Genomic DNA, 26,522 nt, shown 5'->3' with positions numbered 1-26,522 from the left:
CAGCCAGTATTGCTAAAGCACACCGGCCGATGACAGGAACCCACCGATCGCGTCGAGCATCCTGGTGCCGTCGAGCAGCGCCCGGTCGTTGTGCCCGGCGCCGGGCACCACCACGTAGCGTTTGGGCGCGTTGGCCGCCTCGTACAGCCGTCGGGACAGCTGCTCGGGAACGATGTCGTCGGAGTCGCCGGCGATCGCCAGCAGCGGCGCCCGCACCGACGCGATCCGGTCGATCGACGGATACCGGTCGAGCAGCACCCGCCGCATGGGCAGCCACGGGTAGTGCACCGCGGCCACGTCGGCCAGCGACGTGAACGGTGAGCGCAGGATCAGCGCGGCGGGCGGGCGCTGCACGGCGAGCCCGACGGCCACTGCGGCGCCGAGGGATTCGCCGAAGTACACGATCTGTTCGACGCCCGGCTGCGCGGCGAGCCATTCCTGCGCGGCGCGCGCGTCGGCGGCCAGCCCGTCCTCGGAGGGGCTGCCGAGATTGCCGCCGTAGCCGCGGTAGTCGAACAGCAACACCGAAAGACCCATCCGGTTCAGCGCCGCGGCCAGCGGCCAGCGCATCGACCGGTCACCGCCGTTGCCGTTGAACACCAACACCGCGGGCGCCTCCCCCGCAACCGGAAAATACCAAGCGCCCAACCGGATTCCGTCGTCGGTCTCGATGACGACGTCGCGTCCGTTGGACAGCACCGTCGCCGCCGACGGGACCGGACCCGGCGACGGGAAATAGATCAACCGCCGCTGCTGCGACCAGAGCAACCCGAACAGTCCCGATGTCACAAGCGTGACCATAACGACAACGACGACCGCGCGGCGCATCAGGACCGCAACGGCGCGAACGCGAACTCACGCAGTCCGTCGCGCGGGTCCACGACGGCCTGAAATCCCAGCACCTGCGCCGCCCGCGTCGGGTCGGCGACGATATGGCGGACGTCGCCGCTGCGGTACTGCCCGGTGACGACGGGCGGGGCGTCCCCGCGCACCTCACACAGCTCGGTCGCCACCTGCTTGATCGAGATCGGGTGCCCCGAACACACGTTGAACGCGGTGAACCCGTCGAGCCTGGCCGCCACCGCCGCCACGTTGGCCGCCGCGACGTCGTCGACGTGGACGAAGTCGCGCATCTGCGCACCGTCCTCGAAAACCCTTGGCACATCCCTGGATTCCAGCTGGGAACGAAAGATCGCGGCGACGCCCGAATACGGGGTGTCGCGCGGCATGTGCGGCCCGTACACGTTGTGATAGCGCAGCGCGGTCACCGCCCCGCCGGTGGCCTCGGCCCATGCCAGCGCGTAGTGCTCCTGAGCGGTCTTGCTGGCGGCGTACAGGCTGCGCGGCCGCAGCGGCGCGTCCTCGGTCACCAGTTGCCACTGCACCAGCGTCCCGCACATGGGGCAGCGGTGGTCGAACACTCCGGCGTCGAGGTCCTCGCGGGTCCGCGGGTGCGGGTCGACCGGGCCGTGCTCGGGACAGTCGTAGCGGCCCTGCCCGTACACCACCATCGACGACGCCAGCACCAGCCGCTCACATCCGGCCGCGAACATCTCGGCGAGCAGCACCGCGGTGCCGTAGTCGTTGTGGCTGCCGTAGGACGGCGCGTCGGCGGCGTTGACCCCGGCGCCGACGACTGCCGCCTGGTGACACACCGCATCCACCCCCTCGAGCAGCGGGGCCAGCGCCGACGCGTCGCGGATGTCGACCACCTGGCAGTCGGCCGGCGCCTGCGCCCCGGAGCCGTGCGCGGCGGGCAGCATGGCGTCGACGGCGACGACGTCGTGGCCGGCGTCGCGCAGCGCGGCGTCGATCCGGGCTCCGATGAAGCCCGCCGCGCCCGTCAGCAGAACTCTCACGGCAGCTCGAAGGGCAGCGAGACACCCTCGTGCGCAAGGCAGTGGGTGCAGGTGCGGTCGGAGGCGACGTTCTCGATCGCCTCGTGCACCAGCTTGCGGAACGGCACCATGTTGCGCTCGAACTCGGCGAACACGTCGACCGCGCGGACCGCGCTCGCGGCGTCGATGCCGGCGTCCACATCAGTCACCAAAGCGATTGCGGCATAACACATTTCGAGTTCACGGGCCAGCACCGCCTCGGGGTATCCGGTCATGTTGATCAGCGTGAAACCCTGGCTCGCGAACCATCGGCTCTCGGCCCTGGTGGAGAACCGCGGCCCCTGGATCACCACCATGGTGCCGCCGTCCACCACGCCGGGCAGCTCGGCGGCCGCGGCGCGCAGCGACGGGCAGTACGGGTCGGCGAAGCTGACGTGGATTCCGCCGGTGTCGAAGTAGGTGTCCTTGCGCTCGGCCGTGCGGTCGATGAGCTGATCGGGGACCACCGTGGCGCCCGGCCCCAGATCCGGGGTCAGGCTGCCGACCGCGCACGGCCCGAAGATCCGACGCACCCCCAGCGCGCGCAGCGCCCACATGTTGGCCCGGTAGGGCACGGTGTGCGGGGAGAACTCGTGGTTGACGCCGTGACGGGGCAGGAACGCGACCTCGTGCTCGCCGACGGTGCCGATGGTGATCGCCCCGCTCGGCGCGCCGTAGGGGGTGTCGAGGGTGACGCTGCGGGCGTCGGCGCCGAAGAACGAGTAGAAGCCGCTGCCTCCGATGACTCCGAGCATTGCCTCATTGTCCGTCATGGGACGATGGCCCTCGTGGCCAGTTTCGCGCAATGGGTCGAGGGTGCTCGCCCCCGGACGTTGCCCAACGCGATCGCCCCGGTGATCGCAGGCACCGGAGCCGCAGCTTGGCTGGGCGCGGCGAGCTGGTGGAAGGCCTTGCTGGCGTTGCTCGTTGCGGTGGCGATGATCATCGGGGTCAACTACGCCAACGACTACTCCGACGGGATCCGCGGCACCGACGACGTGCGGGCCGGGCCGCTGCGGCTGGTCGGCTCGCGGCTGGCCGCGCCACGAGCGGTGCTGGCCGCGGCGCTGGCGAGCCTGGCGGTGGCCGCGGTCGCCGGCGTGGTGCTGGCGTGGTTCAGCGCGCCGTGGCTGATCGCGGTCGGCGCGGTGTGCCTGGCCGGTGCGTGGCTGTACACCGGCGGATCGCGGCCCTACGGCTACTCCGGGCTGGGCGAACTCGCGGTGTTCGTGTTCTTCGGCCTGATCGCGGTGCTCGGCACGCAGTACACCCAGGCGCTGCGGGTGGACTGGGTCGGGGTGGCGTGCGCGGTCGCGATGGGCTGCCTGTCGTCGGCGGTGCTGGTGGCCAACAACCTGCGCGACATTCCGACCGACGCGGAAACGGGCAAGATCACGCTGGCGGTGCGGCTCGGTGACGGCCGCACCAGGGTGCTCTATCAGCTGCTGGTCGCGACGGCGTTCGCGCTGACGCTGGCGCTGATGCGCGCGACGCCGTGGGCCGCGGTCGGTTTCGTGGCGCTTCCGCTGGCGGTGCGCGCGGCACTTCCGGTGCGCAGGAACCTCGGCGGTAAGTCGTTGATCCCGGTGCTGCGCGACACCGGGCTGACGATGCTGGTGTGGGCCGTCGCGATCGCCCTTGCCCTGGCCCTGGCTAGGTGACGCTCGTGGGGGCGTCGGCGGCCTTGACCAGCTGCACCTGCGGACGGGCGGGCACCTCGTCGGCCAGGAACCAGCGAAACGCCAGGTTGCCGCGCGGATAGTCCACGGTGGTAATCGAATTCGGGTGTGCGGTCATACCGCGGGAGATCACCGCGGTGACGGTTCCGTCCGAGTTGGGCACCGCGCTGTAGCCGTTGATCGACGTTTTGGCGTCGGTGATGCCCGCCATGAACTGGTTCCACACCACCAGGTTCCAGAACCGGCACGCCGGCGGCCGATGCGTGATGACCAGCGCCTCGTCCTCCTCCAGCACGAAACTGCCGTAGGCGTAGCAGGCGTCGCGCGCCGACCAGCCGAAGTTGGCGTCGGGCACCTGGTACGGCTCGGCGAATTCGTTTGCCACCTGCGAGATCTCGTGGCCCAGCGTGTGGTGGTCGTCGACGCGAACCCCGACCGCCAGCGGCACGATCGCGAACATCGTGCGCAGCCACGCGGCGCCGGCCCGCAGCGCCGCCGCGGTCTCGGCGTCGCCGTGGCGGATGGGATCGGGTTCGTCGAGCGCCTCAATGCGCCACGACACCGGCCGGCCGGTGGCCGGGTCGGCCTGGTAGTCGCGGGTCACCAGCACCACGCCGCCGTCGGTCGGCCCGTACTCGAACGAGAAGTTGCCGTCGGCATCAATGTCGAGGTCGTCGTCGCGCACGATCGCCACGATCCGGTCCGACCACGCGCCCGGAGACGGTTCGTTGTAGGCGGTCACCGAAAAGTACACGCTGTCACCGCGATTGCCGCTGATCCGGTAGCGCCGCTTCGGGTCGACCGGGCACATGTAGTAGTAGGCGTCGGTGTTGTCGCCACCCCAGCGGCGGTCGCGGCGATGCGGCGTGTTGAGCTCGACCCACACCGGCCGGCTCGGTTCGGCGAACAGATAGGTGTCCATCGCGACGCCCAGGGTGGTGGCGAGCATGCGGTAGCCGTCGGCGATGTGGCGGTCGTCGGTGACGGCGCGGTCGCCCTCCAGAAATGCCTTGTCGAGTTCGCCGAGCGTGTCGAGGAGTTCGCGCCAAGCCTTAGATGATTCGCGGCTCGCCGCGGAAGTTGATTCGTGTTGCGTCATGCGCTGATCCCTTTCGTGATGAGTTCGGCGGTGCGGTCCACCCACGCGTCGTCGAGCGTGTCGGCGTGGGTGATCAGGGCCAGAAACGCGATGCCGGCGATCGCGTCGACGACGTCGGCCGCGGTCACCTCCGGCCGGACCTCGCCGCGCGCGACCGCGGCGTCGAGCCAGTCGGTCAGCCCGCGGCCCAGGATGTCGGCGAAGCGTTCGAGCAGCGCCGCGTGCAGCGTGGGATCGGCGGCCATCTCACCGACCAGCCAGGGCAGTGCCGCCCGGGCGGCCGGGGTGGTCAGCACGGCCACCGTCCGGCGCATGATCTCGCGGACGTCGGCGGCGACGGATCCGGTGTCCGGTAGGTCGGTGGCCTCACCGAGCGGAAACACCGCCTCGTGCACGAGGTGGGCCTTGCTCGGCCAGCGGCGGTAGATCGCGGGCTTGCTGGTGGCCGCCCGGCGGGCGATCGCGTCGACCGAAAGGCCTGCGTATCCGGTCTCGGCGAGCAGCTCGACCGTCGCCGCGAGGACCGCGCCGTCGATCCGCGGGTCGCGGGGCCGCCCAATCTCCACCGTCATTACGAAACTGACAGTAACATAACTCGGCGTGACCGATGCCACAGCCGATCCCGTGCAGTTGGATGACCTCGCCGACCCCCGATTTCCCGCGGAGATAGAACCGCTTCGGCAGATGATGGCGTCGATGGCGCCGGAGTGCCCGCTCGACGCCGACGTGCTGCACGCCAAGGCCGTCGCCGAGACAGGCCTCGACGATTTCGGCGCCGACGACTACCGCGAGCGCCTCGACGTGTTTCTCGCTGCGCTGCAAGAGATCCCGAATCTGCATGCGGCGGGCGTGGTGAACTTCCACGCGCAGCTGCTGCAGTGGTTGAAGAACCGGCTGCTGCTCACCGACCTGCTGCACCGCCATCCCGAGATCCACGACATCGAGCTGGTGGCGCCGATCGTCATCGCCGGTCTGCCCCGTACCGGCACCACCCACCTGCACAACCTGCTCGCGGCGGGGCCGACGTTCCGCACCATCCCCTACTGGGAGAGCAACGAGCCGTTTCCGCTGCCCTCGGAGATCGGGGTCGAGCCGGATCCGCGGCGCGTGCGGATGGACGCCGCCGTCGAGTTCATGAACGCGGTGATGCCGCATTTCGCGTTGATGCACGAGATGACGACCGACCACGTGCACGAGGAGATTCAGCTGCTGGCGAACGACTTCTCGTCGATGCTGTTCGAGACGCTCGCGCACGTGCCGCGCTGGCGCGACTACTACCTGACCCACGATCAGACTCCGCACTACGAGCACCTGAAGACGCAGCTGAAGGCGTTGCAGTTCCTGCGGGGCGGGCGACGCTGGCTGCTCAAGTCGCCGCAGCATCTCGAACAGCTGCCGGTGCTGAATCATGTGTTCCCGGACGTCGTGGTGATCGTCACCCACCGCGACCCGTTGCCGGTCGTGTTGTCGATGCTCGCGATGCTGGCCTATTCGGCGCGCATGCACTGTTCGCCGGTGCCGGTGGACGGCATCGCGGCGTCCTGGGTGGACCGGCTCGAGCGCATGCTCGGCGCGCTCATCCGCGACCGCGACGTGATACCGTCGCAGCGCTCGATCGACGTGCGCTTCGACGACTTCATGGCCGATGAAATGGGCACCGCCGCAACGATTTACGACCTCGCCGGGGAGAGTTTCGGCGGCGAGGCGCGCGCCGCGATGCTCGGCTATCTCGAGGGTCACCAGCGGGGTCGGCTCGGCCGGGTGGCCACCTCGGCGCAGATGTTCGGTCTCGACGAGCGCGAGTTGCAGGCCCGGTTCAGCCCGTACATCGAGCGCTTCCTGAGCTGACGTTTTCCCGGCGAGCAGACGCCAATACCCCCGAAAGTGGGCCATTTAGGGGGTGTTGGCGTCTGTTCGCCCGTCGCTACGCCGCCTGCTCGAGCAGCGCGGCGATGCCGGCACGCAACTGCGCGACACCCACGTGCTCGGTGATCAGATTGACGGTGAACTTGTCGCCGCCGCGCAGGATACCGAGCATCATGTGCTCGCATCCGATGCTTCTGCTCTTGTGCGCCAGAGCTTCTCGCAGCGAGAGTTCGAGCGCCTTCTTGGCCGGCTTGGTGAACGGAACATGGCCACGACGCCTGCGGCGACCGGACCGGCGAAACGCGCTGTCCCAGGCGCCCTTTCCGAACGCGCGGTTCACCCGGTCACGGACCGCATGCAAGTCGATCCCGATCGACCTCAATGCCTCGGCGTCCTCGTCGAACAGCGGATCACCCGACGGAGACCGTGCATCCAGCCGCGCACGTACCGCCTGGGCGGTCAACCCGTAGCCGCTGAGCAGACCGGCCAGCTCGCGCCCGGCGCTCTGCAGGACGCCGACCAACAGATGTTCAGCCCCGATCACTTCCGAGTCCAGCTCCCGCGCCTCCTCTTGGGCGAGCGTCACCGCGACGCGGGCGCTGCGGCTGAACCGCTCGAACATGTCATTTCCTCCTGTTGTGCTTCTGATGCACGGCTTGGCGGCTCACCCCGAGCGCACTGGCGATGGCCTGCCAGCTCCAGCCCTGTTCGCGGGCGTTCGCGACGTGGATCGCCTCCAGATGCTCTTGAAGTCGCTGCAGCGCGCGCACGGCCTTGAGCCCGACAGCCGGGTCGGTGCTGGTCAACGCGTCGATCTCGATCACGCTGTCAAGTTTAGTTGACGTCAATCGGACGGACAAGACGTGTGCGCCTACCCTCGCCGGGGTAACCAACGCTGTCCGCCGCCCGATAGGCATCCTGGAAGCATCCCCGAAAGGCCCTGAATGACCGCAGCACGCACTCAGCTCGACCGCCGCGACATCGCCGACGCGCACCGCATCGCCGCCGCGGTGTCGGACGCGTTCTCGGCCAAGGTCGTGGGCCAGGAGAACCTGCGTGAGTCACTGCTCATCGGGTTGCTCGCCGGCGGGCACGTCCTCATCGAAAGCGTGCCGGGCCTGGCCAAGACGACGGCCGCGCGCGTCATCGCCGAATCCATCCACGGCGGGTTCCAGCGCATCCAGTGCACCCCGGACCTGTTGCCCAGCGACATCATCGGCACCCAGGTGTATGAGTCCGCGACCAACTCGTTCGTCACCCAACTCGGCCCCGTGCACACCAACATCGTGTTGCTCGACGAGATCAACCGCTCCAGCGCCAAGACGCAGAGCGCGATGCTCGAAGCGATGGAGGAGCGCCAGACCACCGTCGCGGGCGCCGTCTACCCCATCCCGGAGCCGTTCCTGGTGATCGCCACCCAGAACCCGGTGGACCAGGAGGGCACCTATCCGCTCTCCGAGGCGCAGACCGACCGGTTCATGCTCAAGGAGATCCTCGGCTACCCCTCCGCCGAGCAGGAGGTGGAGGTCATGTTCCGGATGGACGCCGGGCTGTACGACAAGGACCACCGCACCCGGCCGGTCGTGACGCTCGACGATGTGCGACGCGCGCAGGAGGTCGTGCGCATGGTGCACATGGACCCGGCACTGATGCTCTACGCCGGCCGGCTCGTCGGCGCCACCCGCCATCCCGAGGAGTTCCTGCCCGCCCAGCTGGCCCGCCTCGTCGAGTACGGCGCCAGCCCCCGCGCCACCATCGCGCTCTGCCAAAGCGCGCGTGCCCTCGCGGTGTTGTCCGGTCGCGCCCACGTCGTCCCCGATGACATCGCCAAGCTGGCGCACCGGGTGTTGCGGCACCGGCTGATCCTCGGGTTCGAAGCGGCCAGCAAGGGCATCACCTCGGAGCGCATCATCGACGCCGTCCTGCAGGCGATCCGGGTGCCCTAACGGTGGGCCACCATCTCAACCGCGCGAAAGCGCACTTCGGCACCGACACCCGCGGGCTGCTCGAGGGCGGACGCTACGCGCTGCTGCACACCCGCAGCCTGGAGTTCGACGAGCTGCGGCCGTACGTGCCCGGCGACGACGTCCGCGACATCGACTGGAAAGCCTCCGCGCGCTCAGGGCACGTGCTGATCAAGCGGTTCGTCTCCGAGAGGCACCACAAGATCCTGTTGGTCGCCGACGCGGGTCGCAACATGTCGGCGCTGACCCCCAGCGGCGAGACGAAACGCGATGTGGCAGCGCATGTTCTCGGTGCCTTCGGGCTGGTCACACTCGGGCGCGCCGATCAGATCGGGATGGTGTACGGCGACGCCCGCGGCTGTGTCAACATCCGCCAGCGCCGCGGCGAGACCCACATCGAGAACATGCTGCACCGCTTCTACGCGCACACCCTGGCCGAGCCGGGCGTCAGCGACATCGCATGCCAATTGGACTACGTGGCAACCCATCACCGCCACTCGATGTTGATCGTCGTGGTCTCGGACGAACCCGAGATCGACGATCATCTCGACGAGGCGGTCACGCGCCTGCGGTCCCGCCACGACGTGCTGTGGGCGATGGTCTCCGACATGCCCGCGGTCGGCGACCACGACGGCTACGACGTCGGCTCGGGCCGCCTGGTGCTCGACAGTGCCGCGCTGGGCCCGCGCGTCGTGGCCGCCTACCGGCGCGCCGAGCAGGCACGCGCGCACCGGCTCGACGAGTACATGACCGCTCGCGCGATCCCCTACGCCACGATCGGCGCCAGCAACCAGATTCGGCCCCGACTCGTCGCGTTGACCGAGGTGTTCGCCCGTGCCGGATGACCTGCTGCGCTTCGTCATCGGCCCAAGCCCTTACTCGGGATGGTGGCTGTGGCTGGCCCTCCTGTTGATCCTGCTCGTGATCGGCTGGTACACCGTCGTTTTCGTATGGACGCTGCCCGCTGAGCGGCTGCGCAGGATGCCCGTCATCCGGTCCTGGCACGCCACGCTGTTGCGGCGCCGCTTCGCCCGCACCATCGACGACATCGCCGCACGGCATCGACGCGGAGACCTGCCCGCACCGCACGCCGCCGCGCAGATCAGCCGCACGCTGCGCAGCTTTCTGCATCAGGCGACCGGCAGCCCGGCGCAGTACATGCACGTCGAGGCCATATCCTCCGGTGAGCTCGCGCCGGCTGCGGCGGTGTTCGAGGCGCTCAACGACGCGCAGTTCAACGAATCCTCACCGGTGGATGTCGACCAGACCGGCTCGGCGGCTGGGGAATTGGTGCGCACATGGCCCTGAGTTGGTGGCCGGTGGCGGTGGTCGGCTTCATCTGTCTTGCCGCGGCCGTCGCGCTGGCGGTGCTGCCTGCGATGGACCGAGAGATCCGCGAGCTGCGTCCGCTCGCGAACACGTCACGGTTGACGCGGCTCCCCGAATACGCCCGCGTGGCACGGAGAAGGATGCTGTCGGTGGTCGCGACGGTCACGCTGCTGCTGATCCTGTTCACCGCGGCGACGCTGGCCAGCGCGCGGCCCAGCGGATGGTGGTCATCGTCGCGCACCGGTGAGGCGCCGCACGACGTCATGCTCTGCGTCGGCCAACCCATCACCGATTCGGCAACCGCCACATTCCTTTCGCACTTTGCCGCACAGGCCGGTACCTACGGCACCCAACGCATCGGGCTGACATCGCCGAACCGCCGCGTCATCCCGCTGACCCGCGACTACTCGTACGCCGCCGAAAAGCTCACCGACATCGCCGAAGTCGGGCGCGCGCCCGCGGACTCCGAGCTGTCCTCCGCCCAGCGCAATGCCGCCGCGTCGTTCTCACCCGCCGTGTCCTACCTCGACTACGCGCCCAGCGTCGCCGACCTGCTGGCGTTGTGCATCACCGGGTTTCCGTCGTTCGGCGCCCCGAGCCCCCACCGGCGCTCGTTGATCTACCTGGGTCCCGGCGAGCTTCGCGCGCCCGGCGAGACGCGGGCCGCGTTGTTCGACCACCAGCAGGTGACCGACATGGCTGCCGAGGCCGGCATCCAGGTCAACCTGCTCGCGACCTCACCGGGCGGCGGCCTGCGCGACATCGCTGAATCGACCGGCGGGCAGTATGTTTCGCTCGACACCGGCGACGCGGGCATGATCCGCGCGCTCGACGGAGTTCAAGCCAACCCGCCGGACCCGACGGCGCAGGCCGATACCGTCACCGCCTGGTACGGCGACTCGCCGAACGTCCCGCTGGCCGTGGCGGCGGTGGCCTCACTGCTGTTGGCGTTGGCGCTGGTGGTGTTGCGGCGATGACGTTCGCTCCCGTGGTTCCCGCGGCGTTCCTGATCGTGATCGCCGCGGCGGTCGTGCTCCTGCGGTTGATCACCATGCGGTCGCTGGCCACCGGGCCCGGGCACCGCTGGGCGACGGTCTGGCGGTGGTCCGGGCTGACGCTTGCGCTTCTGCTGTTGTTGATCGCCGCGGCGCGCCCCGGGTTCGGTCACGGTGGCCCGCAAAGCGTCACCACGGCGCAGTCGGGCGACAACACCAACGTCTTCTTTGTCGTCGACCGGTCCACCGAGAGCACCAACGCGATCAGCGAGGACATCCAGACCCTGATCGCCCACCATCCGCAGGCGCGGTTCGCGGTGATCAGCTTCGCGTCGCGACCCTCGCTGGACTGGCCGCTGTCGCAGGACGCGTGGAGCCTGCAACCCGAAATCGCCTCGCTCACATCGTATGACGAACCTGGCGACGTGGTGAACGCGGCAGCGGCCGCCAACGTGCTGCGCTACCAGCTGATCGCGGCCGGCCAGCAGTATCCCGGCTCGCAGAACCTGGTGTACTACTTCGGCGCCGGAGCCCCCGGATCGCAAGCGCCGCAAAGCGAGTTCGACCCCGTCGCCGGGTCGGTGGACGGCGGGGCGGTGTTCGGCCGGGGCGCGCCGCTGAACGAACCGGCGCTGCGCCGCATCGCCGACGAGCTCGGTGTGTCCTATCTCAACCCCGACGACGACGTCGCCGTCACGCAGGCCGCACCGGAAGACACCGTCGTGCAACAACCGACGGACGTCGGCCGGCGCACCGAGCTGTACTGGGTGTTCACCATCGTCGCGGCGGTGCTGCTGCTGTTCGAGAGCTACCTGAGCATGCGCGAGTTGCGCCGTGCCCGGATGTCGCGCCGGGAGGTGATGTCGTGACGCGCCACCTGCCTCGGCGGCTGCGGCTGCGGCGGCGACTGCTGGTGATCTCCGCGCCGCTGGTCGTTGTCGCGCTGCTTGCCGCGGTGAAGATGTTGTCGGTCGTGTTCGCGGGGCAGGCCGCCGAATCGCATTACGGCGAACGGGCTTTGGGGGCGCTACGCGGCGACGTGGCGACGTTGGGCGTGTTCAACGTGATCGAACCGGCGAAGGCGCCGTTCGCGGCGGGCACCCTCGCCGTGCTGGCGAACCGGCTCGACGACGCCGATGCCGCGTTCTCCGAGTCGTTGTCGCGTACCGACGCCACGCAGTCGTGCCCGGTGCGCGTCAACCTGGCACTGGTGCGCGAGCGGCAGGGCGACATCTCCGCGTGGGAGGGCCGGCCGGATGCGGCGCGGGACCGCTACCGCAGCGCGTCGGCGCTCGTCACGGACGCGCCGCAGGGCTGCTTCGAGGACAACACCGACCCCGATTCCGAGCGGCGCGCGGTGCGCGCCGACACCGCGGCCCGGCTGGCCGCCAAGATGGCCGGGCTGACGGCACCGCCGCCGCCCCCGCCGCCAACGGCGTCGCCGCCGCCTCCTCCGCCCGCGGCCATGCTCGCGCCCGGTGCGCCCGAACTCGACACCGAGCGGCCACCCCTGCTGCTGCACCCGCAGACCGGGGACCCGGTCGAGAAGCTGCGTCAACTGCTGCAGGACGCGGCCGGATAGTCAGGCGACCGACGTTCCGGTCCAGTATTCGGCGAACCGGCCGTCGGCGACGCGCAGGATGTCGTTGCCGGTGAATCGCTTGGGGCCCTCCTTGGCCGCGCCCGTGCCGATCCAGCGGGCTGCCAGCAGATCCCCCTCGACCAACGGCTCGATCTCGATGACGAACTTGAGGTCGGCGAGCATCCGGTGGGTCTCGTCGACCACGTCCTGCAGCGCCGCGGGCCCGCACACCACCCGGTCCGGCCAGTGCCCGACGAAATCCTCGGTCACCACCTCGGCCGCGACAGGTATCCCCGCCCAGACCTCATATATCCATCGTTTGTACAAATCCTTGGCAGAGTCCATGTCCGTCGACTACCCGCACTGAACTACGGATAATCGGCCGCGGTCAGGACGGCGGCGGGTCTTCGCCGCGCAGCCTGGCCTGCAGTTGCTCCCGGTCTTTGCGCCGCCGCTCGTCGAAGGCCGCGATGCTGGCGGTGGCGCGGCGCCGCAGCGGAGCGAAGATCCAGATGCCGAGCGGCAACGCGATCACGATGGCCAACAGCAGCGCGACCACGAGCGGAAACTCGTCGAGCCCGAGCAACCGTGCGGCACCGAAGATCGCCGCGGCCACCGCGGCGACCAGCAGCAGCCGGGCAGCCGCGTACGCCAGCACGTCGACGACCAGACGGGTTCCGGGGCGACCATCCGACACGGCCCGAGCCTACCGATGGCGCGTATCATCTCCGGCAAGGAGGTTATTTTCGCCGTGGCGTACTTGCTGTTGCTTTCCGTTTTGGCCGGGCTGACGTACGTGGGCTGGCGGCTGACGCGGGCGTCCGCGAGCCGCCCGCGAACGCGCGTGATCGGGCCCGACGACGATCCCGAGTTCCTGCGCCGTCTCGGCAGCGAGGACAACCCCAGGCCCTGAGCGCGGTTATCCGGCGGGGCGTTTCGCTTTCGCGCCGGGAAACCCGTCGGCGACCACGGCCGCGAGTTCGAGCAGCGCCTGGCGGGTCTCGGGCTTCAATCGCTCGAGGCTGATCTCGGCGCCCTCCTCCAGGTGCGGGTCGAAGGGGACCTCGAGCACCGCGCGGCAACGCCGGTTGAAGTGGTCGACGACCTTGCGCATGTCGACCTTGCCCGATCGCGGCCGCACCGCGTTGATGACGGCGATCGAGTTGCGCACCATGTCCTGATGGTCGTGCGCGTCCAGCCAGTCCAGCGTCGCCGATGCGCTGCGCGCACCGTCCACCGAACCCGAGCTGATCACCACCAGCGCGTCGGCCTTCGCCAGCACCGCGGCCATCGCCGAATGCATCAGCCCGGTGCCGCAGTCGGTGAGCACCAGGCTGTAGAACTTCTCGAGCACCTCCAGCGTGCGGGTGTAGTCGGCGGAGCTGAACGCCTCCGACACCGCCGGGTCGCTCTCGGAGGCCAGCACCTCCAGCCGGCTGGGGCCCTGTGAGGTGTAGGCGCGCACATCGCTGTAGGCGACGATGCCCTCGGCGTCGCGGAGCAGGTGCCGCACGGTGGCCGGGGTCTCCAGCGGCACCTTCTGGCTCAGCGTGCCGCGGTCGGGGTTGGCGTCGACGGCGATGACGCGGTCCCCGCGCAGGGAGGCCAGCGTCGCACCCAGCGTCGCGGTGATCGTCGTCTTGCCGACCCCGCCCTTCAGCGACAGCACCGCGATCCGGTAGCAGCTGCGCAGGGGGCGTTGCACCTGCGCGACGAGCATCTGCCTGCGCTGGGCCTTGGGGCCCTCGCCCAGGTTGATCAGCTTGAACGACGCCAGATACAGCCACTTGCGCCAGCCCTCAGAAGGGGCGCGTTTGGGCTGGCGCAGCAGCGCCACCGCCGACAGATCAAGGAACGGCGGCGGGTCCTCCTGCGGCTCGGTCGGCGCCGGCGCGGGTGGCGCCGACGCGGGTGGCGTCGGCGCGGGTGGCAGCGGCAGCCCTTTGGGCGGCGTCGGGGCTGTCCACTCCGGCGGCGGGTCGGCGGCCGGGTCGCGGAACCGGTCCTGTCCACGGAAACCCGTTGGCACGAAACCGCTTTCGGCCGGCTTCGGGGTGTCGGCGGCGCGGTGCGCGCGATGTTCGGGCACGCTACCCCACACCCGCGTACGAGTGCAGACCCACCGTCACGAGGTTGATGAAGAACAGGTTGAACACCATCGCGACGAAGCCTGCGACGTTGATCCAGGCGGCCTTCTTGTCGCGCCAGCCCGCCGTCGAGCGGGCGTGCAGGTAGGCCGCGTAGATGACCCACGCGATGAACGACACCGTCTCCTTGGGGTCCCAGCCCCAGTAGCGGCCCCACGCCTCCTCGGCCCAGATCGCCCCGAAGATGACGCCGAAGCCGAACACCGGGAACGCGAAGATCGTTGTGCGGTAGGCGATCCGGTCCAGGGTCTGCGCGTCGGGCAGCCGCGCGACGATGCGGGCCGCCAGGCCGTCCGCCCCGGGGGCACCCAGCCGCGACATCTTCACCAGGAACAGGATGCTGGCCACCCCGGCGACCAGGAACACGCCCGAGCCGAGGCTGACCACCGACACGTGGATCGGCAGCCAGTAAGACTGCAGCGCCGGCATGACCGGGGCGGCGTTGGTGTAGAGCCAGCGACCCGACACGGTCAGCAGGATCAGCACCGGGACGAGCACGAACACCCACAGCGTGCGGTACTGCGGGCGGCGCAGCACCACGGCCGCGGCGACCAGCCCGCAGAAGCAGGTGAGGTTGATGAACTCGTACATGTTGCCCCACGGCACCCGCGAGGTGGCCAGCCCGCGCAGCACGATGCAGAGCAGCAGCAAGCCGGTGCCGAGGTAGGCCAGGGCCAGCCCGGCGCCGCCGATGCGTTCGTCGGCGGGGCGCTTGGGCCGCTCGGCGACGACGCCGGGTGCGCTGTCGGCGGGCGCGACGGGAGGTGGCCCCGACGCCGTCACGAGCTCACGCCGCTCGACCTTGCGGCTGCGGCTGTAGGCCAGCTCGATGGCCAGCAACAGCAGCGCGCCCACCAGCACCAGCACCGACGAGGTGAACGCCCAGTCCGAGTAGCGGGCCAGTCCTATGTCGATGTCGGTGTTCATGTGACCTCTTCTCGTGACCGCTGGGCCGCGCCGTCAAACCCGTCGGGCACCAGCCGCTCGGTCAACCGTTCGAACTCGTCGCCCCACCCCGAGTTGTCCGTGCGGGCCAGCCCGCCCAGCTCGACGCTTACCGTACCCGGGTCGGCCGGGGTGATCCGCACCCAGATCCGTCGTCGCCGCACCAGCAGCGACACCAGCAGCCCGGCCATCATCGTCATCGCGAACACCAGCACCCAGACCTGGGCGGGGTCGTGAGACACCTGCACGTTGATGAACGGCACCGCGCCGTCGAACCGCACCACCGTGCCGTCGTCGAGCTGGGTCGACTCGCCGGCGCCGAGGTTGACGCGCGCCACCTTGGTCAGCCGGTCCTGTTCGATCAGCCGGGCGTCGAGGTTGAACAGCGACTGCGGGCGCCCGGAGTCCAGGCCGGTGTCGCCGCGGTAGACGTCGATGGCGACCGCGGGATCGTTGAGCGCCGGGAAGCTCGACGACAGCAGGGTGCCGTGCAGCTGTTCGGTGGGCGCGAACAGGCCCTGGATGGCGATCTGGTTCTTGCGGCGCTCGTCGGGGTCGGGGTAGGTGCCTGCCGGCGGGTCGAACCGCATCGCGCCCGAGGACAGCAGCGTCAGCGAGTCGTCGGGCCGGAACTGCAGCGTCTGGGTGCGGGTCTGCCCGTCGGGGAAGATGACGGTGAACGTGGGCGCGTAGCCGTGGCCCTGCAGGTAGACCCGGTCGCCGCCGACCCGCAGCGGCTCGTTGACCTTGAGCCGGTAGGGCTGCCAGGTGCCGGTGCTCAGGTCCTCGCCGGCTTGGTACTCGATGTCGGCGGCGAACGAGGTCGCCTGTCCGGTCGGCAGGTAGTCCGCCTCGAACGTGTTGACGCGTAGGCAGATCGGATGCAGCGAGGTGCCGTCGACGGTGTTGCCGGCCCGGAACGAGTCGAACGCGGCCGGTGAGGCCGAGCAGAAGCCGGGGCCGCCGTCGGCGATGACGATGACGTTGCCCTCGTAGCCGAACATCTTGCCCGCCGCCACCGCGACCAGCAGGCCGAGCAGCGAGAAGTGGAACACGATGTTGCCGAACTCGCGCAGATAGCCTTTCTCCGCGGAGATCTCAGTGGCGTCGTCGGTCACGCGCGTGGTTTTGCGCCAGCCCCGCAGCTTTTCGGTGATGGTCGCGGCCAGGGCTTGCGGGTCGGCGGCGACGGTGGCGGTGTGGTGTTTGGGCAGCCGGCCCAGGTTGCGGGGGGCGGGCACCGGGGTGGCGCGCATGCTGCGGATGTGTTCGATCGTGCGCGGGGTCAGACAGCCCACCAGCGAGACGAACAGCAGCACGTAGATGGCGGTGAACCAGAAGCTGGAGAACACGTCGAAGGCCTGCAGCCGGTCCAGCCACGGTCCGATCGTCGGGTGCTCGCCGATGTACTGCTGCACCTTCGCCTCGTTGAGGTTGCGTTGCGGCAGCAGCGCGCCGGGGATCGCGGCGAGCGCGAGCAGGAACAGCAGCACCAGCGCGGTGCCCATCGACGTCAGGGTGCGCCAGGTGTTGCGGACTTTTTCGGCGAGCAGACGTGAAAACCCCCTAGAACCGCTGCTTTCAGGGGTTTTCACGTCTGCTCGGCTGTCGATGGCACTCATATCGGCAAGGTGACGTCGGATACGAAGGCGTCGCGCACCCAGGACACGAAATCGTTCCACACCCCGGTCACCAACGCGATGCCGACCAGGATGAGCAGGATGCCGCCGACGATCTGGATGGTGCGGGTGTGCCGGCGCAGCCAGCTCAACCCCTGAACGGCGCCCGCGGAGCCGAAGGCCAGCAGCACGAACGGGATTCCGAGCCCGAAGCAGTACGCCAGCACCAGCGCGACGCCGCGGGCCACGTTGGCGCCGTCGGTCGCCGACGCCACGGTGATGACCCCGGTCAGGGTGGGGCCCAGGCACGGGGTCCAGCCCAGCGCGAAGACCGCGCCGAGCAGCGGTGCGCCGGCGACGGTCGACACTTGCCGCGGTGTGAAGCGCGCGTCCCGCTGCAGTGCGGGGATGAAGCCGACGAACACCAGCCCCATCACGATCGTGAGGACGCCGCCGATGCGTTGCAGCAGAAGCTGGCTGGTGATCAGCGTCGTCGTCATGCCCAGCACCGCCACGGTGCCGAGCACGAACACGACGGTGAACCCCGCGACGAACAGCGCGGCCGCGCCGGCGACCCGCATCCGCACGCCGCGAGCGACTCGGGGAGTCTCCGTGCTCGTCGAGACCGACGTTTTGGCGGATTCCTCCGGGACTTTCCGACCAAAGCGTCGGTTTCGGCGGGAGAGGTCGGGGGTGTCCTTAGGCGCGACCCCGACGACCGCGGCCAGATACGACAGGTAGCCGGGCACCAGCGGCACCACGCACGGCGAGGCGAACGACACCAGGCCGGCCAGCACACACACCGCCAGCGCCAGCAGCACCGGTCCGGCAGCAGCGATCTCGGCGAACCCGGTCACGTCTTCGGCTCCGACTCGGTGGCCAGCCGCTGCACCACCGGCTGCAGGTCTTCGGCGAGCAGTTCGCGCAGGAACACCGCCGCGACCCGATGCTGGCGGTCCAGCACCACGGTCGACGGGATGACCGTGGTCGGGTACTTGCCGCCGAAGGCGATCATCGTGCGCATCGCCGGGTCGTAGATGGACGGGAACGTGATGCCGCGGTCGATGATGAAATCGCGTGCGGCGTCGCGGTTGTGGTCGCGGACGTCAATGCCGAGGAACCGCACGCCGAGATCACGCGTCGCGTCGTGCACCTGCTGCAACTGGGTGATCTCGGTGCGGCACGGCGCGCACCACTGCCCCCACACGTTGATGACCACGACCTCGCCTTCGAAGTCGTCGAGCGAAATGGTCTTGGCCGGGTCCATCAGGTCGGGGCCGGTCAACGCCCCTGGGCGGCCGCGGCTTTCGGGTGGGTCGTAGAAGATGTCGGTCTGCCCGCCGGGTGCGACGAACTCGAAAGTGCCGCCCTGCGCGACGGCGTCGTCACCGGTGGCGCATCCGGTGAGCACGGCCACGACCGCGCCCACGAGGACCACCCATCGCTTCACTGCTGCGCCGGCTCGCGGTAGTACCAGTCGACGAGCGTGTCACCGTCGTAGACGAACGAGTTCAGCGACGCCAGGCCGCACTGGCGCTTGCGCGGATCGTGCGCGAACCGCTTCCCGGTCAGCGACCGGCGCAGGATCTCCACGGGCAGTTGATGGCTCACCACCACCGCTTCACGGCCGTGCGCACCCTCGCGGGCCCGCTCCACGGCGCGTCGCATCCGGGCGGCGATCTCGTGGTACGGCTCCCCCCAGGACGGCCGCAGCGGGTTCCACAGGTGCCGCCAGTTGCGGGGATCGCGCAGCGCCCCGTCACCGGGCGAGACCCGCTGGCCCTCAAAGATGTTCAGCGATTCGATGAGATCCTCGTCGGTTTCGATCGGCAGGTCCAGCCGCTTGGCGATCGGGGTGGCGGTCTCCTGTGCGCGCTGCAGCGGTGAGGCCACCACCAGCACGATGTCGCGGTCGGCCAGGTACTCGGCCACCTGCTGCGCCTGGGCGTGACCCCGCTCGGACAGGTGGTAACCGTCGAGGCGGCCGTACAGGATGCCGTCAGGGTTGTACACCTCGCCGTGCCGCATCACGTGCACGGTGGTCCTGCTGCTCATTCGGGCCGGCTCGCTTCCGCTGCGGCACGCGCGGCGCCGGGCAGGGCCGCGCCGATGCGCTCGAACGCCTCGTCGTCCAATACCGTTGAGACGAACCATGTCTCGAAGGCGCTGGGTGGCGGGTAGATGCCCGCGTCGAGCAGACCGTGGAAGAACGCCGGGAAGCGCCACGTCTCCGATGCCCGCGCCGACGCGAAATCGGTGACCGGCTGGTCGGTGAAGAACACCGACAGCATGTTCCCGGCGCGCTGAACCTGGTGCGCCACACCGGCTTCGGTCAACGCCTGGCCTAGCAGGCCGGCGAGCCGGTCGGCGTTGGCGTTCAGCGCGGCGTAGGCGGCGTCGTCGGCGGCGCGCAGCGTGGCGAGACCAGCGGCCATCGCCACCGGATTGCCCGATAGCGTTCCCGCCTGATACACCGGTCCGAGCGGGGCCAGCCGGTCCATCACCTCGGCGCGGCCGCCGAACGCCGCGGCCGGCAGCCCGCCGCTCATCACCTTGCCGAACGTGAACAGGTCGGCGTCGACGGGATCGACTCCGTACCAACCGGATCGGCTCACCCGGAACCCAGTCATCACCTCGTCGAGGATCAGCAGCGCGCCAGCGTCGGCGGTGACGCGGCGCAGCGCGGCGTTGTAGCCCGGCCGCGGCGACACGGTGCCCATGTTGCCGGGGCTGGCTTCGGTGATGACGCAGGCGATCTCGTCGCCGAACCGGCCGAACGCCTCTTCGACGGCGGAGACGTCGTTGTAGGGCAGCACGATCGTGTCGGCGGCCGCGGCGCCCGTCACACCCGGCGAGGACGGCAGCCCCAGCGTCGCCACCCCCGAGCCCGCGTCGGCCAGCAGCGCGTCGCTGTGCCCGTGGTAGCAGCCGGCGAACTTGATGATCTTGGGCCGGCCGGTGTAGCCGCGGGCCAGCCGGATCGCGCTCATGGTGGCCTCGGTGCCGGAGTTGACCAGCCGCACCCGCTCGACCGGGGCGACGCGGGCCACGATCTCGGCGGCCAGTTCGGTCTCCGACGGGGTCGGGGCGCCGAACGACAGGCCGTCGGCGGCCACACGCTGCACGGCGTTGACGACGGCCGGGTGGGCGTGGCCGAGGATCATGGGGCCCCAGGAGCAGACCAGGTCGACGTAGCGGTTGCCGTCGGCGTCGGTGAGCCAGTAGCCGCTGGCCGAGGTGATGAACCGGGGGGTGCCGCCGACCGAGGCGAAGGCCCGCACCGGCGAGTTCACCCCGCCGGGGATGACCCCACTGGCGTCGGCGAACAGCCGCGCCGATACCTCGGTGGAGATCTGGTCAGCACGCATGGCCACCAGTGTCCCAGCACCGTGCAAACCGTCAACTACAGGGTGTAGTTCATCTCAGCGTTTCGGGGTCACCACGAACACCGGATGGTCGGCCTCGTGGGGAAGCCGCTCGAAATAGCCCTCGACCACCCGGCCGGCCCTCTTGCGGTATGCGGCCAGGATCGGCGGGCGGTCCTGCTCGGGAATTTCACGCGCGACGTATTCGGTCGACCCGATCTTGACGTTGGGATCGGCCCGCACGTTCTTCACCCACTGCGTTTCGCCCCGGGTGGACACCAGGTACTTGGCGCCGTCGACGTCGACGGAGATGACCGGGATCCGCTGGGGCTTCTTGGTGTGGCGGGCGGTGACCGTCAGCGTCTCGCCCATCCCGGTGGCCTTCGCGATCGGGTTGAAGATCTTGGTCGTGAACCAACCGGGCTTGAGGTAGGCCATCTCTCCCAGTTTGATGGCTGCTATGCAACTCCCGCAATGGCTGGCGCGGTTCAACAGACACGTCACCAACCCGATCCAGCGGTTGTGGGCGGGCTGAGCGCCGACGTTCGGCATCCTCGAGCACGTCGGCCGCAAGTCCGGCAGACCGTATCGCACGCCGCTGACGGTGTTCTCCACCTCGGACGGAATCGCGATCCTGCTCACCTACGGGCCGAACCGCGACTGGTTGAAGAACATCACCGCCGCCGGCAACGCCCGGATAAGGCGGCACGGCCGCACGTTCACCGTGACCGATCCCCGTGTGGTGAGCAAAGCCGAGGCCGCCGAGCACGTCACCGGTGTGGCTCGGTTCCTCTTCGGGCGAATGCCGTTCGAGCAGGCGGTGCTGCTGCGCCGCGCAGCCTGATCTGCGGCTCACACGGTTGTTTGGTGCACGTGTGCCGGGTCGACGATGAGCACCGGCACGGAGGAGTGCTCGAGTAGATAGGACGAGACGCTGCCGAGCAGCAGGCGGCTCAGGCCACTGCCGCGCCGGCCGACGGCGATGACGTCGGCCTCCAGCTGTTCGGCTCGGCGGGCCAGCGCCTCTCCGGCGGCGCCGACGAGCACTTCGTGCCGGGGCGGGCTGGCAGCCGGCCCTATTTTGGCCGCGACCGCGTTCAACTCCGCGTCGGCCGAGGCCACCACCACTTGCTGGGGGTCCTCGGCGGCCTCGTAGGGCACCACTTCGGCCAAGACGAGTTCACCGGCGCCGAACAGTCGCTGCGCAGCGTCGAGCGCGGCCGCCGCTTGCGCCGATCCGTCCCAGCCCACCAGGACGCGCGGCCCAGCCGCCCCACTCGGTGATGCGTCGTCGTCGCCCTTCGACACCCGCCGCGACCCACCGCGATCCGCGCGTTCCAGCGCGATCGGGACGAAGACCGGGCCGAGCACCAACGCGATCGGGATCCAGCGGATGTCGTGGCCGCGCCGGGCCAGCCAAAGTCCCGTGATCGCCCCGGTGCCGAACCACACGACGAGGAACGCCACCCTGAAGCTGACAGTGTCCATACCCATTGCACCCCGCGGACCGAGATCGACGTCTTGTCGACTTTTACTCGCACTTTTCGTGCCAAATGTCCCTTTGGGCAACAAGTGGGCAACAACTGGGGTAGGGGTTTACCCCAGCGCTGCCCCGCCGGAGCGGTCAATGTTGGTTCATGTCGGCCGATCCGCGCCGCGCTGACCCGCTGGCACGACTGCCGTTGCCGTACGCGACCGCGCTGCGGTTGCGTGACGCCGGGGTCGACGACGAGGTGATCGCCGAGCGGGTGGGCGTGGAACTGGACGCGCTGCCGACGTTCATGCGGGTTGCGGAGGCCAAGCTCGCCACCGCATCGAAGCAGACACCGACGTGAACGCCCCGGTAGCGGCTAGAATTTTCCGGTGATCCAGGGCTGGCCGCTGGTGGGGCGATCAGAGGAACTGGCGGTCATCGCCGAGGCCACGCGGGCGGCGCATCGCGCCCGCGGGATCGTGCTATCCGGTTCGCCCGGCGTGGGCAAGACGCGGCTGGCGCGCGAAGCCGTCGCGCACTGCGGGCCGCGCGGAGCCCGCCGACACTGGATCGCCGGCACGGCATCGTCTCGCAGCGTCCCGCTGGGCGCCTTCATCGACATCGCCAGCGACTTCGGCCCGGACCCGTTGCGGCGGGTCCGTGAAGTCATCGACGGGCTGATCGGCGGTGCGCCACACGGTGAGGTCATCGTCGGCGTCGACGACGCTCACCTACTCGACGAGCTGTCGGCGTTCACCGTGAACCAGCTCGTCACACGACGACTGGCCACCGTCATCCTGACGATCCGCTCGGGTGAGTCGCCGCCGGATGCGATCACCGCGATCTGGAAAGACCAGCTTTTGGAACGCCTTGAACTGCAGCCGCTTTCGCTGCCGGAGATCGCCGACCTGGTGCAGCACGTGCTGGCCGGGCCGGTGGATTCGTTCAGCGCACAACGACTCTGGCAGTACACCCAGGGCAACGCCTTGTATCTGCGTCACCTGCTGGACAACGAGGTGAACGCCGGACGGATGTCGCGGTGCTCCGGTGTGTGGCTGTGGGACGGGCACCCGCAGCTGTCCCCGACGCTGGTCGAACTGATCGAGGCGCGGATGACGAAGGTTCCGGCCTCCGTTCACGCCGTGCTTGACGCGCTCGCGTTGGCCGAGCCGCTGGAGACCGACGTGCTGGAGGCCGTCACCGACGTCGACGCGGTGGCGGAGGCCGAATCGCTCGGCCTGATCAGCGTCGACACCAGCGTTCGGCCCGCGTCGGTGCGGCTGGCCCATCCGCTGCTCGGCGAGGTCCGCCACACCGGCACGCTGCGGCTGCGCCGGCTGAGCGGGCGGATCGCCGCTGAGCTGGCCCGACGGGGCTCGTCGGACCCCCGTGGCCTGATCCGCCGCGCGGTGCTCACCCTCGACTCCGACCTCGCCCCCGACCCCGAGCTGCTGCTGTCCGCTGCGGCGGCGGCCATGCAGTTGCTGGATCATCGGCTCGCGGAGACGCTCGCCGAGCGCGCGGTGGCCGTCGGCGGTGGACCCTGGGCCAAGATCGCGCACGCGATGGCGATCACCTGGCAGGAACGCGGCGTGCGAGCCGAGGAGGTCCTGGCCGAACACGCCGAACAGGCCTCCGGCCTGGAACGAACCCAGATCGCGATCCTTCGCGCCATGAACTTCACGCTGATCCTCGGTCAGGTGGACCGCGCCGAACGCGAACTCGACCTGCTGCCCGCAGACGACGGCGCCGCGCAGGCGGTCGCCACCGCGCTTCGGGCACTGATCCAGCTGGTGCGCGGGCACTCCAGGGCCGCGGTCGACATTGCGTTCGCCGCCGAGGCGGGCGGGCTGGACAACGACGTCGCGAAGATCTTTTTGGCCTGGGTGTTCGTCTCCGGGCTCGGCGACCTCGGGCGGATCGACGAGATCGAGACCGCGGCGAAGAACGGTTATGCGGTCGCCGACAAGTCGCCAGAGTCCGGGCACCTGCTGCGCCGGCTGGCGCTGCAGGAGACGCATGGCTACCGGCTCGGCGGCGTGCTGGACAAGTCGGACGCCGTCATCACCCGGATCAGACGCGACACTCTCGACGTGCCGTTCGAGGAATCGTGGCACCGCGTGATGGTCGGCCTGTCCGCGATGAGCCGGGGTGCTCTGCAGGATGCGCGGCGGTCGCTGCGAGACGCGCTGGCCTATCTCGGCACCGGCGACAGCGGACGCATGGTGAAGACCTTCGGCCGGATGTGGCTGACGACGGTGACCGCGGTGGCCGGGATGGCGACCGAGGCACGGCGCGAGCTCGACGCCATCGAGTGGTGGGCCCGCGATCCCGACGCCTGCATATTCGACCCGTACCTGTCTCTCGCACAGGCTTGGGTGTGTGCGGCGGAAGGCGCCGTGTCGCAGTCGATCTCGATCATGCGCGGCGCCGCGCAGCGAGAACTCGAGCTCGACCGCCCGGCCTGGGAAGTGGTCCTGCTGCAGACGGCGACACAGTTCGGCGACCACACCACCGCCGCCCGGCTGGCCGAGTTGGCGAGTCAGGTGCAGGGACCGCGCGCACCCGCCGCCGCGGCTCACGCCGCAGCGCTGGCCGCGGGCGACGGGGACGCTCTGCTCGACGCGTCACATCGTTACGAGGATTTCGGCGATCGGCTGGCCGCTGCTGATGCCGCCGCACACGCCGTCGTCGCATACCAGCACGCCGGGTTACGGGGGGCGGCCCTGACCGCGTCCGCCATCGCCCTTCGGCTGGCCGACGAGTGCCAAGGGGCCCAGACTCCCGCGTTACGCGCCGTGAGCACGCCGCAGCTTTTCACGGCCCGTCAGCGTGAGATCATTTCGCTTGCCGCACAAGGTTTGTCCAACAAGGAGATCGCCGAGCGGCTCACCATGTCGATCCGCTCCATCGAAGGGCATCTGTTCCGGGCCTCTCAGCGCGTCGGCGTCAACGGCCGCGATCAGCTCATCTCGCTGCTGCAGGGGTCGTGACGCCACCCGATTGACATCAGCCGGGGCTGCCGTCGCTTCCGTCGGCTCCGTCGCTGCCGCCGGCGCCGTCACCACCGTCGGCACCGTCCTGGCCCGAGCCCTGACCGCCGGTGCCTCCGGTGCCGCCCGGCCCACCGACACCGGGCGCACCCCCCGGGCCGCCCGCACCGCCAGATCCCGGCGCTCCACCGCTCCCGACGGTGACGTCGGTGTTCGGGTCGGCGGGGAACACCGCGCCGCCGCCGTGGCCGCCGTTGCCGCCGTTTCCGCCGTCGCCGCCGTCGCCGCCGTCACCACCCTGACCGCCGCTTCCACCGGCGCCACCGGTGCCGAAGATGCCGCCCTTGCCACCGTTTCCCCCGGCGCCGCCGTTCTGACCGGCGCCGCCGGGTGCGCCCGCACCGCCGTCGCCGCCGTCACCGCCGCTGCCGGAGACCAGGGTCACGCCGTTGCCCTGAGTGATCGCAAAACCGCCGTTCCCGCCGTTGCCGCCGTCGGCACCTGTTCCGCCGTCGCCGCCGTCACCACCGTTGCCGCCGGTCGCATCGCTGCCCAGGCTGAGCGCATCACCGCCGTCTCCGCCGTTGCCGCCCGGTGCGCCGGCGCCTCCTGCGCCACCGTCCCCGCCGTCGGGTGCTGTTGCGGGATCGGGAATCTCGATGTCGTCTCCGCCGTCGCCGCCGTCACCACCGGCCACACCGGGGCCTCCGGGGCTGCCCGGGCCTCCGGGTTGCGCCGTGCCGAACACGAAATCGTCCTCGCCGTCCGCGCCGTCGGGGGCGCGACTCACGCCGTCCCACACCAGATCGCCGTCGAGGCCCGCCAGACCGGCTCCGCCGTCGCCGCCCGCACCGCCGTTGCCGAACAGCAGCGCACCATCGCCGCCGTCACCGCCGTCGCCGCCCGGCCCGCCGTCGCCCCCGGCGCCGCCGTTGCCGAAGAGCAACCCGGCGCGGCCGCCCGCACCGCCCGCCTGGCCGACCAAGACGCCGTCGCCGCCGTCGCCGCCGTTACCCCACAACAGGCCGGCGTCGCCGCCCGGGCAGCCCGCGCAGGTGGCATCGAGGCCGTCGCCGATCAACAGGCCGCCCGGGCCGACCAGGCCCATAAACGCCCCGCCACCGAACGTCGTGGCGGACAGCGCCTGGCTGTTCGACGCCGGCAACGCCGAGAATCCGTTGTTGCCGCCTGAACTTCCCTGCGGTGTCGCGAACACCAGCGGCGCGAAGAAGGTGGGACCTGCCGGGCTCGCCGAGTGGGCACTGGCCGTGAATTGTTGGACAGCGGAGGTCAACACGGTGACGCCGTGCCCCGCATCCTCCGCCGCCTTGTGGTCGCCGACAACCGGTAGAAATCCGTTCGGCATCAACGGATTCCACGCTTGGTATGACGTCAACGCCATGGGCGGAGATGCCGTGGGCGGAGACGCCGTGGCCGGCGCCGTGTCCGTGGGAACAGCGGAGATCGACGACGGAAGTTCCTGAGCCGCAATGCTTACGCCGCCCACCACGAGCAGCCCTGCCGCCGCGGCGGCCGTGATCTTGGCGTTGTCGCCTGCTGTCGATGTCGAGTTGCGCCGTGCCATGTC

Annotated in this window: 30 protein-coding genes and 1 pseudogene; 12 read left to right on the top strand and 19 right to left on the bottom strand. The window is 69.9% G+C overall.

Annotated features, from left to right (window positions below):
* Nucleotides 1-12: 12 nt before the first annotated feature.
* Genes MELE44368_RS18640 through MELE44368_RS18630 form a run of 3 tightly spaced genes read right to left on the bottom strand, consistent with a single transcriptional unit; the run spans nt 13 to nt 2,632 of the window.
* Nucleotides 13-828: an alpha/beta hydrolase gene (locus MELE44368_RS18640; protein WP_128109857.1), complete on the bottom strand. Its 816-nt coding sequence runs from the start codon at nt 826-828 to the stop codon at nt 13-15.
* On the bottom strand, nt 828-1,859 hold the full coding sequence (locus MELE44368_RS18635; protein WP_128109856.1) for an NAD-dependent epimerase/dehydratase family protein: 1,032 nt from the start codon (nt 1,857-1,859) through the stop codon (nt 828-830). Before MELE44368_RS18635 ends, MELE44368_RS18640 begins: the two co-directional genes overlap by 1 nt.
* Nucleotides 1,856-2,632: an S-methyl-5'-thioadenosine phosphorylase gene (locus tag MELE44368_RS18630; protein ID WP_128109855.1), complete on the bottom strand. Its 777-nt coding sequence runs from the start codon at nt 2,630-2,632 to the stop codon at nt 1,856-1,858. Before MELE44368_RS18630 ends, MELE44368_RS18635 begins: the two co-directional genes overlap by 4 nt.
* Nucleotides 2,633-2,665: 33 nt before the next feature.
* On the opposite strand from MELE44368_RS18630, the gene MELE44368_RS18625 reads away from it, so the two are divergent.
* Nucleotides 2,666-3,538, top strand: a complete 873-nt coding sequence (locus MELE44368_RS18625) for a 1,4-dihydroxy-2-naphthoate polyprenyltransferase (RefSeq protein WP_128109854.1) — start codon at nt 2,666-2,668, stop codon at nt 3,536-3,538.
* Here the strand turns inward: MELE44368_RS18625 and MELE44368_RS18620 are convergent.
* Complete coding sequence (locus tag MELE44368_RS18620; RefSeq protein ID WP_128109853.1) at nt 3,531-4,655, bottom strand: DUF1214 domain-containing protein; 1,125 nt, start codon at nt 4,653-4,655, stop codon at nt 3,531-3,533. The two genes, MELE44368_RS18625 and MELE44368_RS18620, sit on opposite strands and share 8 nt — an antisense overlap.
* A complete protein-coding gene (locus MELE44368_RS18615) occupies nt 4,652-5,227 on the bottom strand; it encodes a TetR/AcrR family transcriptional regulator (RefSeq protein WP_128109852.1) in 576 nt (191 codons plus the stop codon). Before MELE44368_RS18615 ends, MELE44368_RS18620 begins: the two co-directional genes overlap by 4 nt.
* Before the next feature lie 28 nt (nt 5,228-5,255).
* Between MELE44368_RS18615 and MELE44368_RS18610 the strand changes: the two genes are divergently transcribed.
* Entirely contained in the window at nt 5,256-6,503 is a 1,248-nt protein-coding gene (locus tag MELE44368_RS18610; protein ID WP_128109851.1) for a sulfotransferase family protein, read from the top strand.
* A 76-nt stretch (nt 6,504-6,579) separates the two neighbouring features.
* Here the strand turns inward: MELE44368_RS18610 and MELE44368_RS18605 are convergent, their stop codons facing one another.
* Nucleotides 6,580-7,143: a Clp protease N-terminal domain-containing protein gene (locus MELE44368_RS18605; protein ID WP_128109850.1), complete on the bottom strand. Its 564-nt coding sequence runs from the start codon at nt 7,141-7,143 to the stop codon at nt 6,580-6,582.
* A gap of 1 nt (nt 7,144) precedes the next feature.
* Nucleotides 7,145-7,369 carry a helix-turn-helix domain-containing protein gene (locus MELE44368_RS18600; protein WP_276050495.1) on the bottom strand — a complete coding sequence of 75 codons (225 nt, stop codon included), beginning with the start codon at nt 7,367-7,369 and terminating at the stop codon, nt 7,145-7,147.
* Nucleotides 7,370-7,465: 96 nt separating this feature from the next.
* Between MELE44368_RS18600 and MELE44368_RS18595 the strand changes: the two genes are divergently transcribed.
* Genes MELE44368_RS18595 through MELE44368_RS18570 form a run of 6 tightly spaced genes read left to right on the top strand, consistent with a single transcriptional unit; the run spans nt 7,466 to nt 12,391 of the window.
* The gene (locus MELE44368_RS18595) at nt 7,466-8,467 is read left to right on the top strand and encodes an AAA family ATPase (protein WP_128109848.1); all 1,002 of its coding nucleotides are present in this window, start codon (nt 7,466-7,468) and stop codon (nt 8,465-8,467) included.
* Between the two features lie 2 nt (nt 8,468-8,469).
* Entirely contained in the window at nt 8,470-9,330 is an 861-nt protein-coding gene (locus tag MELE44368_RS18590) for a DUF58 domain-containing protein (RefSeq protein ID WP_128109847.1), read from the top strand.
* Nucleotides 9,320-9,793, top strand: a complete 474-nt coding sequence (locus MELE44368_RS18585; RefSeq protein ID WP_128109846.1) for a hypothetical protein — start codon at nt 9,320-9,322, stop codon at nt 9,791-9,793. The genes MELE44368_RS18590 and MELE44368_RS18585 overlap by 11 nt, the downstream gene beginning before the upstream one ends.
* On the top strand, nt 9,784-10,791 hold the full coding sequence (locus tag MELE44368_RS18580; protein WP_128109845.1) for a hypothetical protein: 1,008 nt from the start codon (nt 9,784-9,786) through the stop codon (nt 10,789-10,791). The genes MELE44368_RS18585 and MELE44368_RS18580 overlap by 10 nt, the downstream gene beginning before the upstream one ends.
* Nucleotides 10,788-11,678: a VWA domain-containing protein gene (locus MELE44368_RS18575; RefSeq protein WP_128109844.1), complete on the top strand. Its 891-nt coding sequence runs from the start codon at nt 10,788-10,790 to the stop codon at nt 11,676-11,678. The genes MELE44368_RS18580 and MELE44368_RS18575 overlap by 4 nt, the downstream gene beginning before the upstream one ends.
* Entirely contained in the window at nt 11,675-12,391 is a 717-nt protein-coding gene (locus MELE44368_RS18570) for a hypothetical protein (protein WP_128109843.1), read from the top strand. Before MELE44368_RS18575 ends, MELE44368_RS18570 begins: the two co-directional genes overlap by 4 nt.
* Here the strand turns inward: MELE44368_RS18570 and MELE44368_RS18565 are convergent, their stop codons facing one another.
* Both MELE44368_RS18565 and MELE44368_RS18560 read right to left on the bottom strand, forming a co-directional pair.
* Nucleotides 12,392-12,736, bottom strand: a complete 345-nt coding sequence (locus MELE44368_RS18565) for an ester cyclase (protein WP_128109842.1) — start codon at nt 12,734-12,736, stop codon at nt 12,392-12,394.
* 43 nt (nt 12,737-12,779) lie between these two features.
* Complete coding sequence (locus MELE44368_RS18560; RefSeq protein ID WP_128109841.1) at nt 12,780-13,088, bottom strand: DUF4229 domain-containing protein; 309 nt, start codon at nt 13,086-13,088, stop codon at nt 12,780-12,782.
* Nucleotides 13,089-13,142: 54 nt separating this feature from the next.
* Here MELE44368_RS18560 and MELE44368_RS18555 point away from each other — a divergent pair, with 54 nt between their 5' ends.
* The gene (locus MELE44368_RS18555) at nt 13,143-13,304 is read left to right on the top strand and encodes a hypothetical protein (RefSeq protein ID WP_164890155.1); all 162 of its coding nucleotides are present in this window, start codon (nt 13,143-13,145) and stop codon (nt 13,302-13,304) included.
* Between the two features lie 6 nt (nt 13,305-13,310).
* On the opposite strand, the gene MELE44368_RS18550 is transcribed toward MELE44368_RS18555, so the two are convergent.
* From MELE44368_RS18550 to MELE44368_RS18515, 8 genes are all read right to left on the bottom strand, one after another.
* A complete protein-coding gene (locus MELE44368_RS18550; RefSeq protein ID WP_241566681.1) occupies nt 13,311-14,420 on the bottom strand; it encodes a MinD/ParA family ATP-binding protein in 1,110 nt (369 codons plus the stop codon).
* 61 nt (nt 14,421-14,481) lie between these two features.
* Nucleotides 14,482-15,465, bottom strand: coding sequence for a c-type cytochrome biogenesis protein CcsB (ccsB, locus tag MELE44368_RS18545; RefSeq protein ID WP_128109838.1), 984 nt, complete (start codon nt 15,463-15,465; stop codon nt 14,482-14,484).
* Nucleotides 15,462-17,105 (bottom strand): cytochrome c biogenesis protein ResB, encoded by a 1,644-nt coding sequence (gene resB / locus MELE44368_RS18540; RefSeq protein WP_128109837.1) that lies wholly within the window; start codon nt 17,103-17,105, stop codon nt 15,462-15,464. The genes ccsB and resB overlap by 4 nt, the downstream gene beginning before the upstream one ends.
* Nucleotides 17,102-17,959 (bottom strand): cytochrome c biogenesis CcdA family protein, encoded by an 858-nt coding sequence (locus MELE44368_RS18535; protein WP_128109836.1) that lies wholly within the window; start codon nt 17,957-17,959, stop codon nt 17,102-17,104. The genes resB and MELE44368_RS18535 overlap by 4 nt, the downstream gene beginning before the upstream one ends.
* Complete coding sequence (locus MELE44368_RS18530) at nt 17,956-18,552, bottom strand: TlpA disulfide reductase family protein (RefSeq protein WP_128109835.1); 597 nt, start codon at nt 18,550-18,552, stop codon at nt 17,956-17,958. Before MELE44368_RS18530 ends, MELE44368_RS18535 begins: the two co-directional genes overlap by 4 nt.
* A complete protein-coding gene (locus tag MELE44368_RS18525) occupies nt 18,549-19,157 on the bottom strand; it encodes a histidine phosphatase family protein (protein WP_128109834.1) in 609 nt (202 codons plus the stop codon). The genes MELE44368_RS18530 and MELE44368_RS18525 overlap by 4 nt, the downstream gene beginning before the upstream one ends.
* Nucleotides 19,154-20,470, bottom strand: coding sequence for a glutamate-1-semialdehyde 2,1-aminomutase (gene hemL, locus MELE44368_RS18520; protein WP_128109833.1), 1,317 nt, complete (start codon nt 20,468-20,470; stop codon nt 19,154-19,156). The genes MELE44368_RS18525 and hemL overlap by 4 nt, the downstream gene beginning before the upstream one ends.
* 54 nt (nt 20,471-20,524) lie before the next feature.
* Entirely contained in the window at nt 20,525-20,905 is a 381-nt protein-coding gene (locus tag MELE44368_RS18515; protein WP_128109832.1) for a nitroreductase/quinone reductase family protein, read from the bottom strand.
* Nucleotides 20,906-20,927: 22 nt separating this feature from the next.
* Here MELE44368_RS18515 and MELE44368_RS18510 point away from each other — a divergent pair.
* Nucleotides 20,928-21,311: pseudogene (locus MELE44368_RS18510) on the top strand (nitroreductase family deazaflavin-dependent oxidoreductase).
* A gap of 8 nt (nt 21,312-21,319) precedes the next feature.
* Here MELE44368_RS18510 and MELE44368_RS18505 read toward each other — a convergent pair.
* Nucleotides 21,320-21,955, bottom strand: a complete 636-nt coding sequence (locus tag MELE44368_RS18505) for a universal stress protein (RefSeq protein WP_164890151.1) — start codon at nt 21,953-21,955, stop codon at nt 21,320-21,322.
* Between the two features lie 149 nt (nt 21,956-22,104).
* Here MELE44368_RS18505 and MELE44368_RS18500 point away from each other — a divergent pair, with 149 nt between their 5' ends.
* On the top strand, nt 22,105-22,302 hold the full coding sequence (locus tag MELE44368_RS18500) for a hypothetical protein (protein WP_128109830.1): 198 nt from the start codon (nt 22,105-22,107) through the stop codon (nt 22,300-22,302).
* 28 nt (nt 22,303-22,330) lie between these two features.
* Nucleotides 22,331-24,934: a helix-turn-helix transcriptional regulator gene (locus tag MELE44368_RS18495; RefSeq protein WP_128109829.1), complete on the top strand. Its 2,604-nt coding sequence runs from the start codon at nt 22,331-22,333 to the stop codon at nt 24,932-24,934.
* A 16-nt stretch (nt 24,935-24,950) separates the two neighbouring features.
* Here the strand turns inward: MELE44368_RS18495 and MELE44368_RS27355 are convergent, their stop codons facing one another.
* A complete protein-coding gene (locus tag MELE44368_RS27355; RefSeq protein WP_206613805.1) occupies nt 24,951-26,519 on the bottom strand; it encodes a PGRS repeat-containing protein in 1,569 nt (522 codons plus the stop codon).
* Between the last annotated feature and the right edge of the window lie 3 nt (nt 26,520-26,522).

The organism is Mycolicibacterium elephantis DSM 44368, from assembly GCF_004014805.1.
Classification (GTDB): domain Bacteria; phylum Actinomycetota; class Actinomycetes; order Mycobacteriales; family Mycobacteriaceae; genus Mycobacterium; species Mycobacterium elephantis.
The sequence above is the reverse complement of the archived record's forward strand: the minus strand, read 5'-3'. Positions and strand labels throughout refer to the sequence as shown.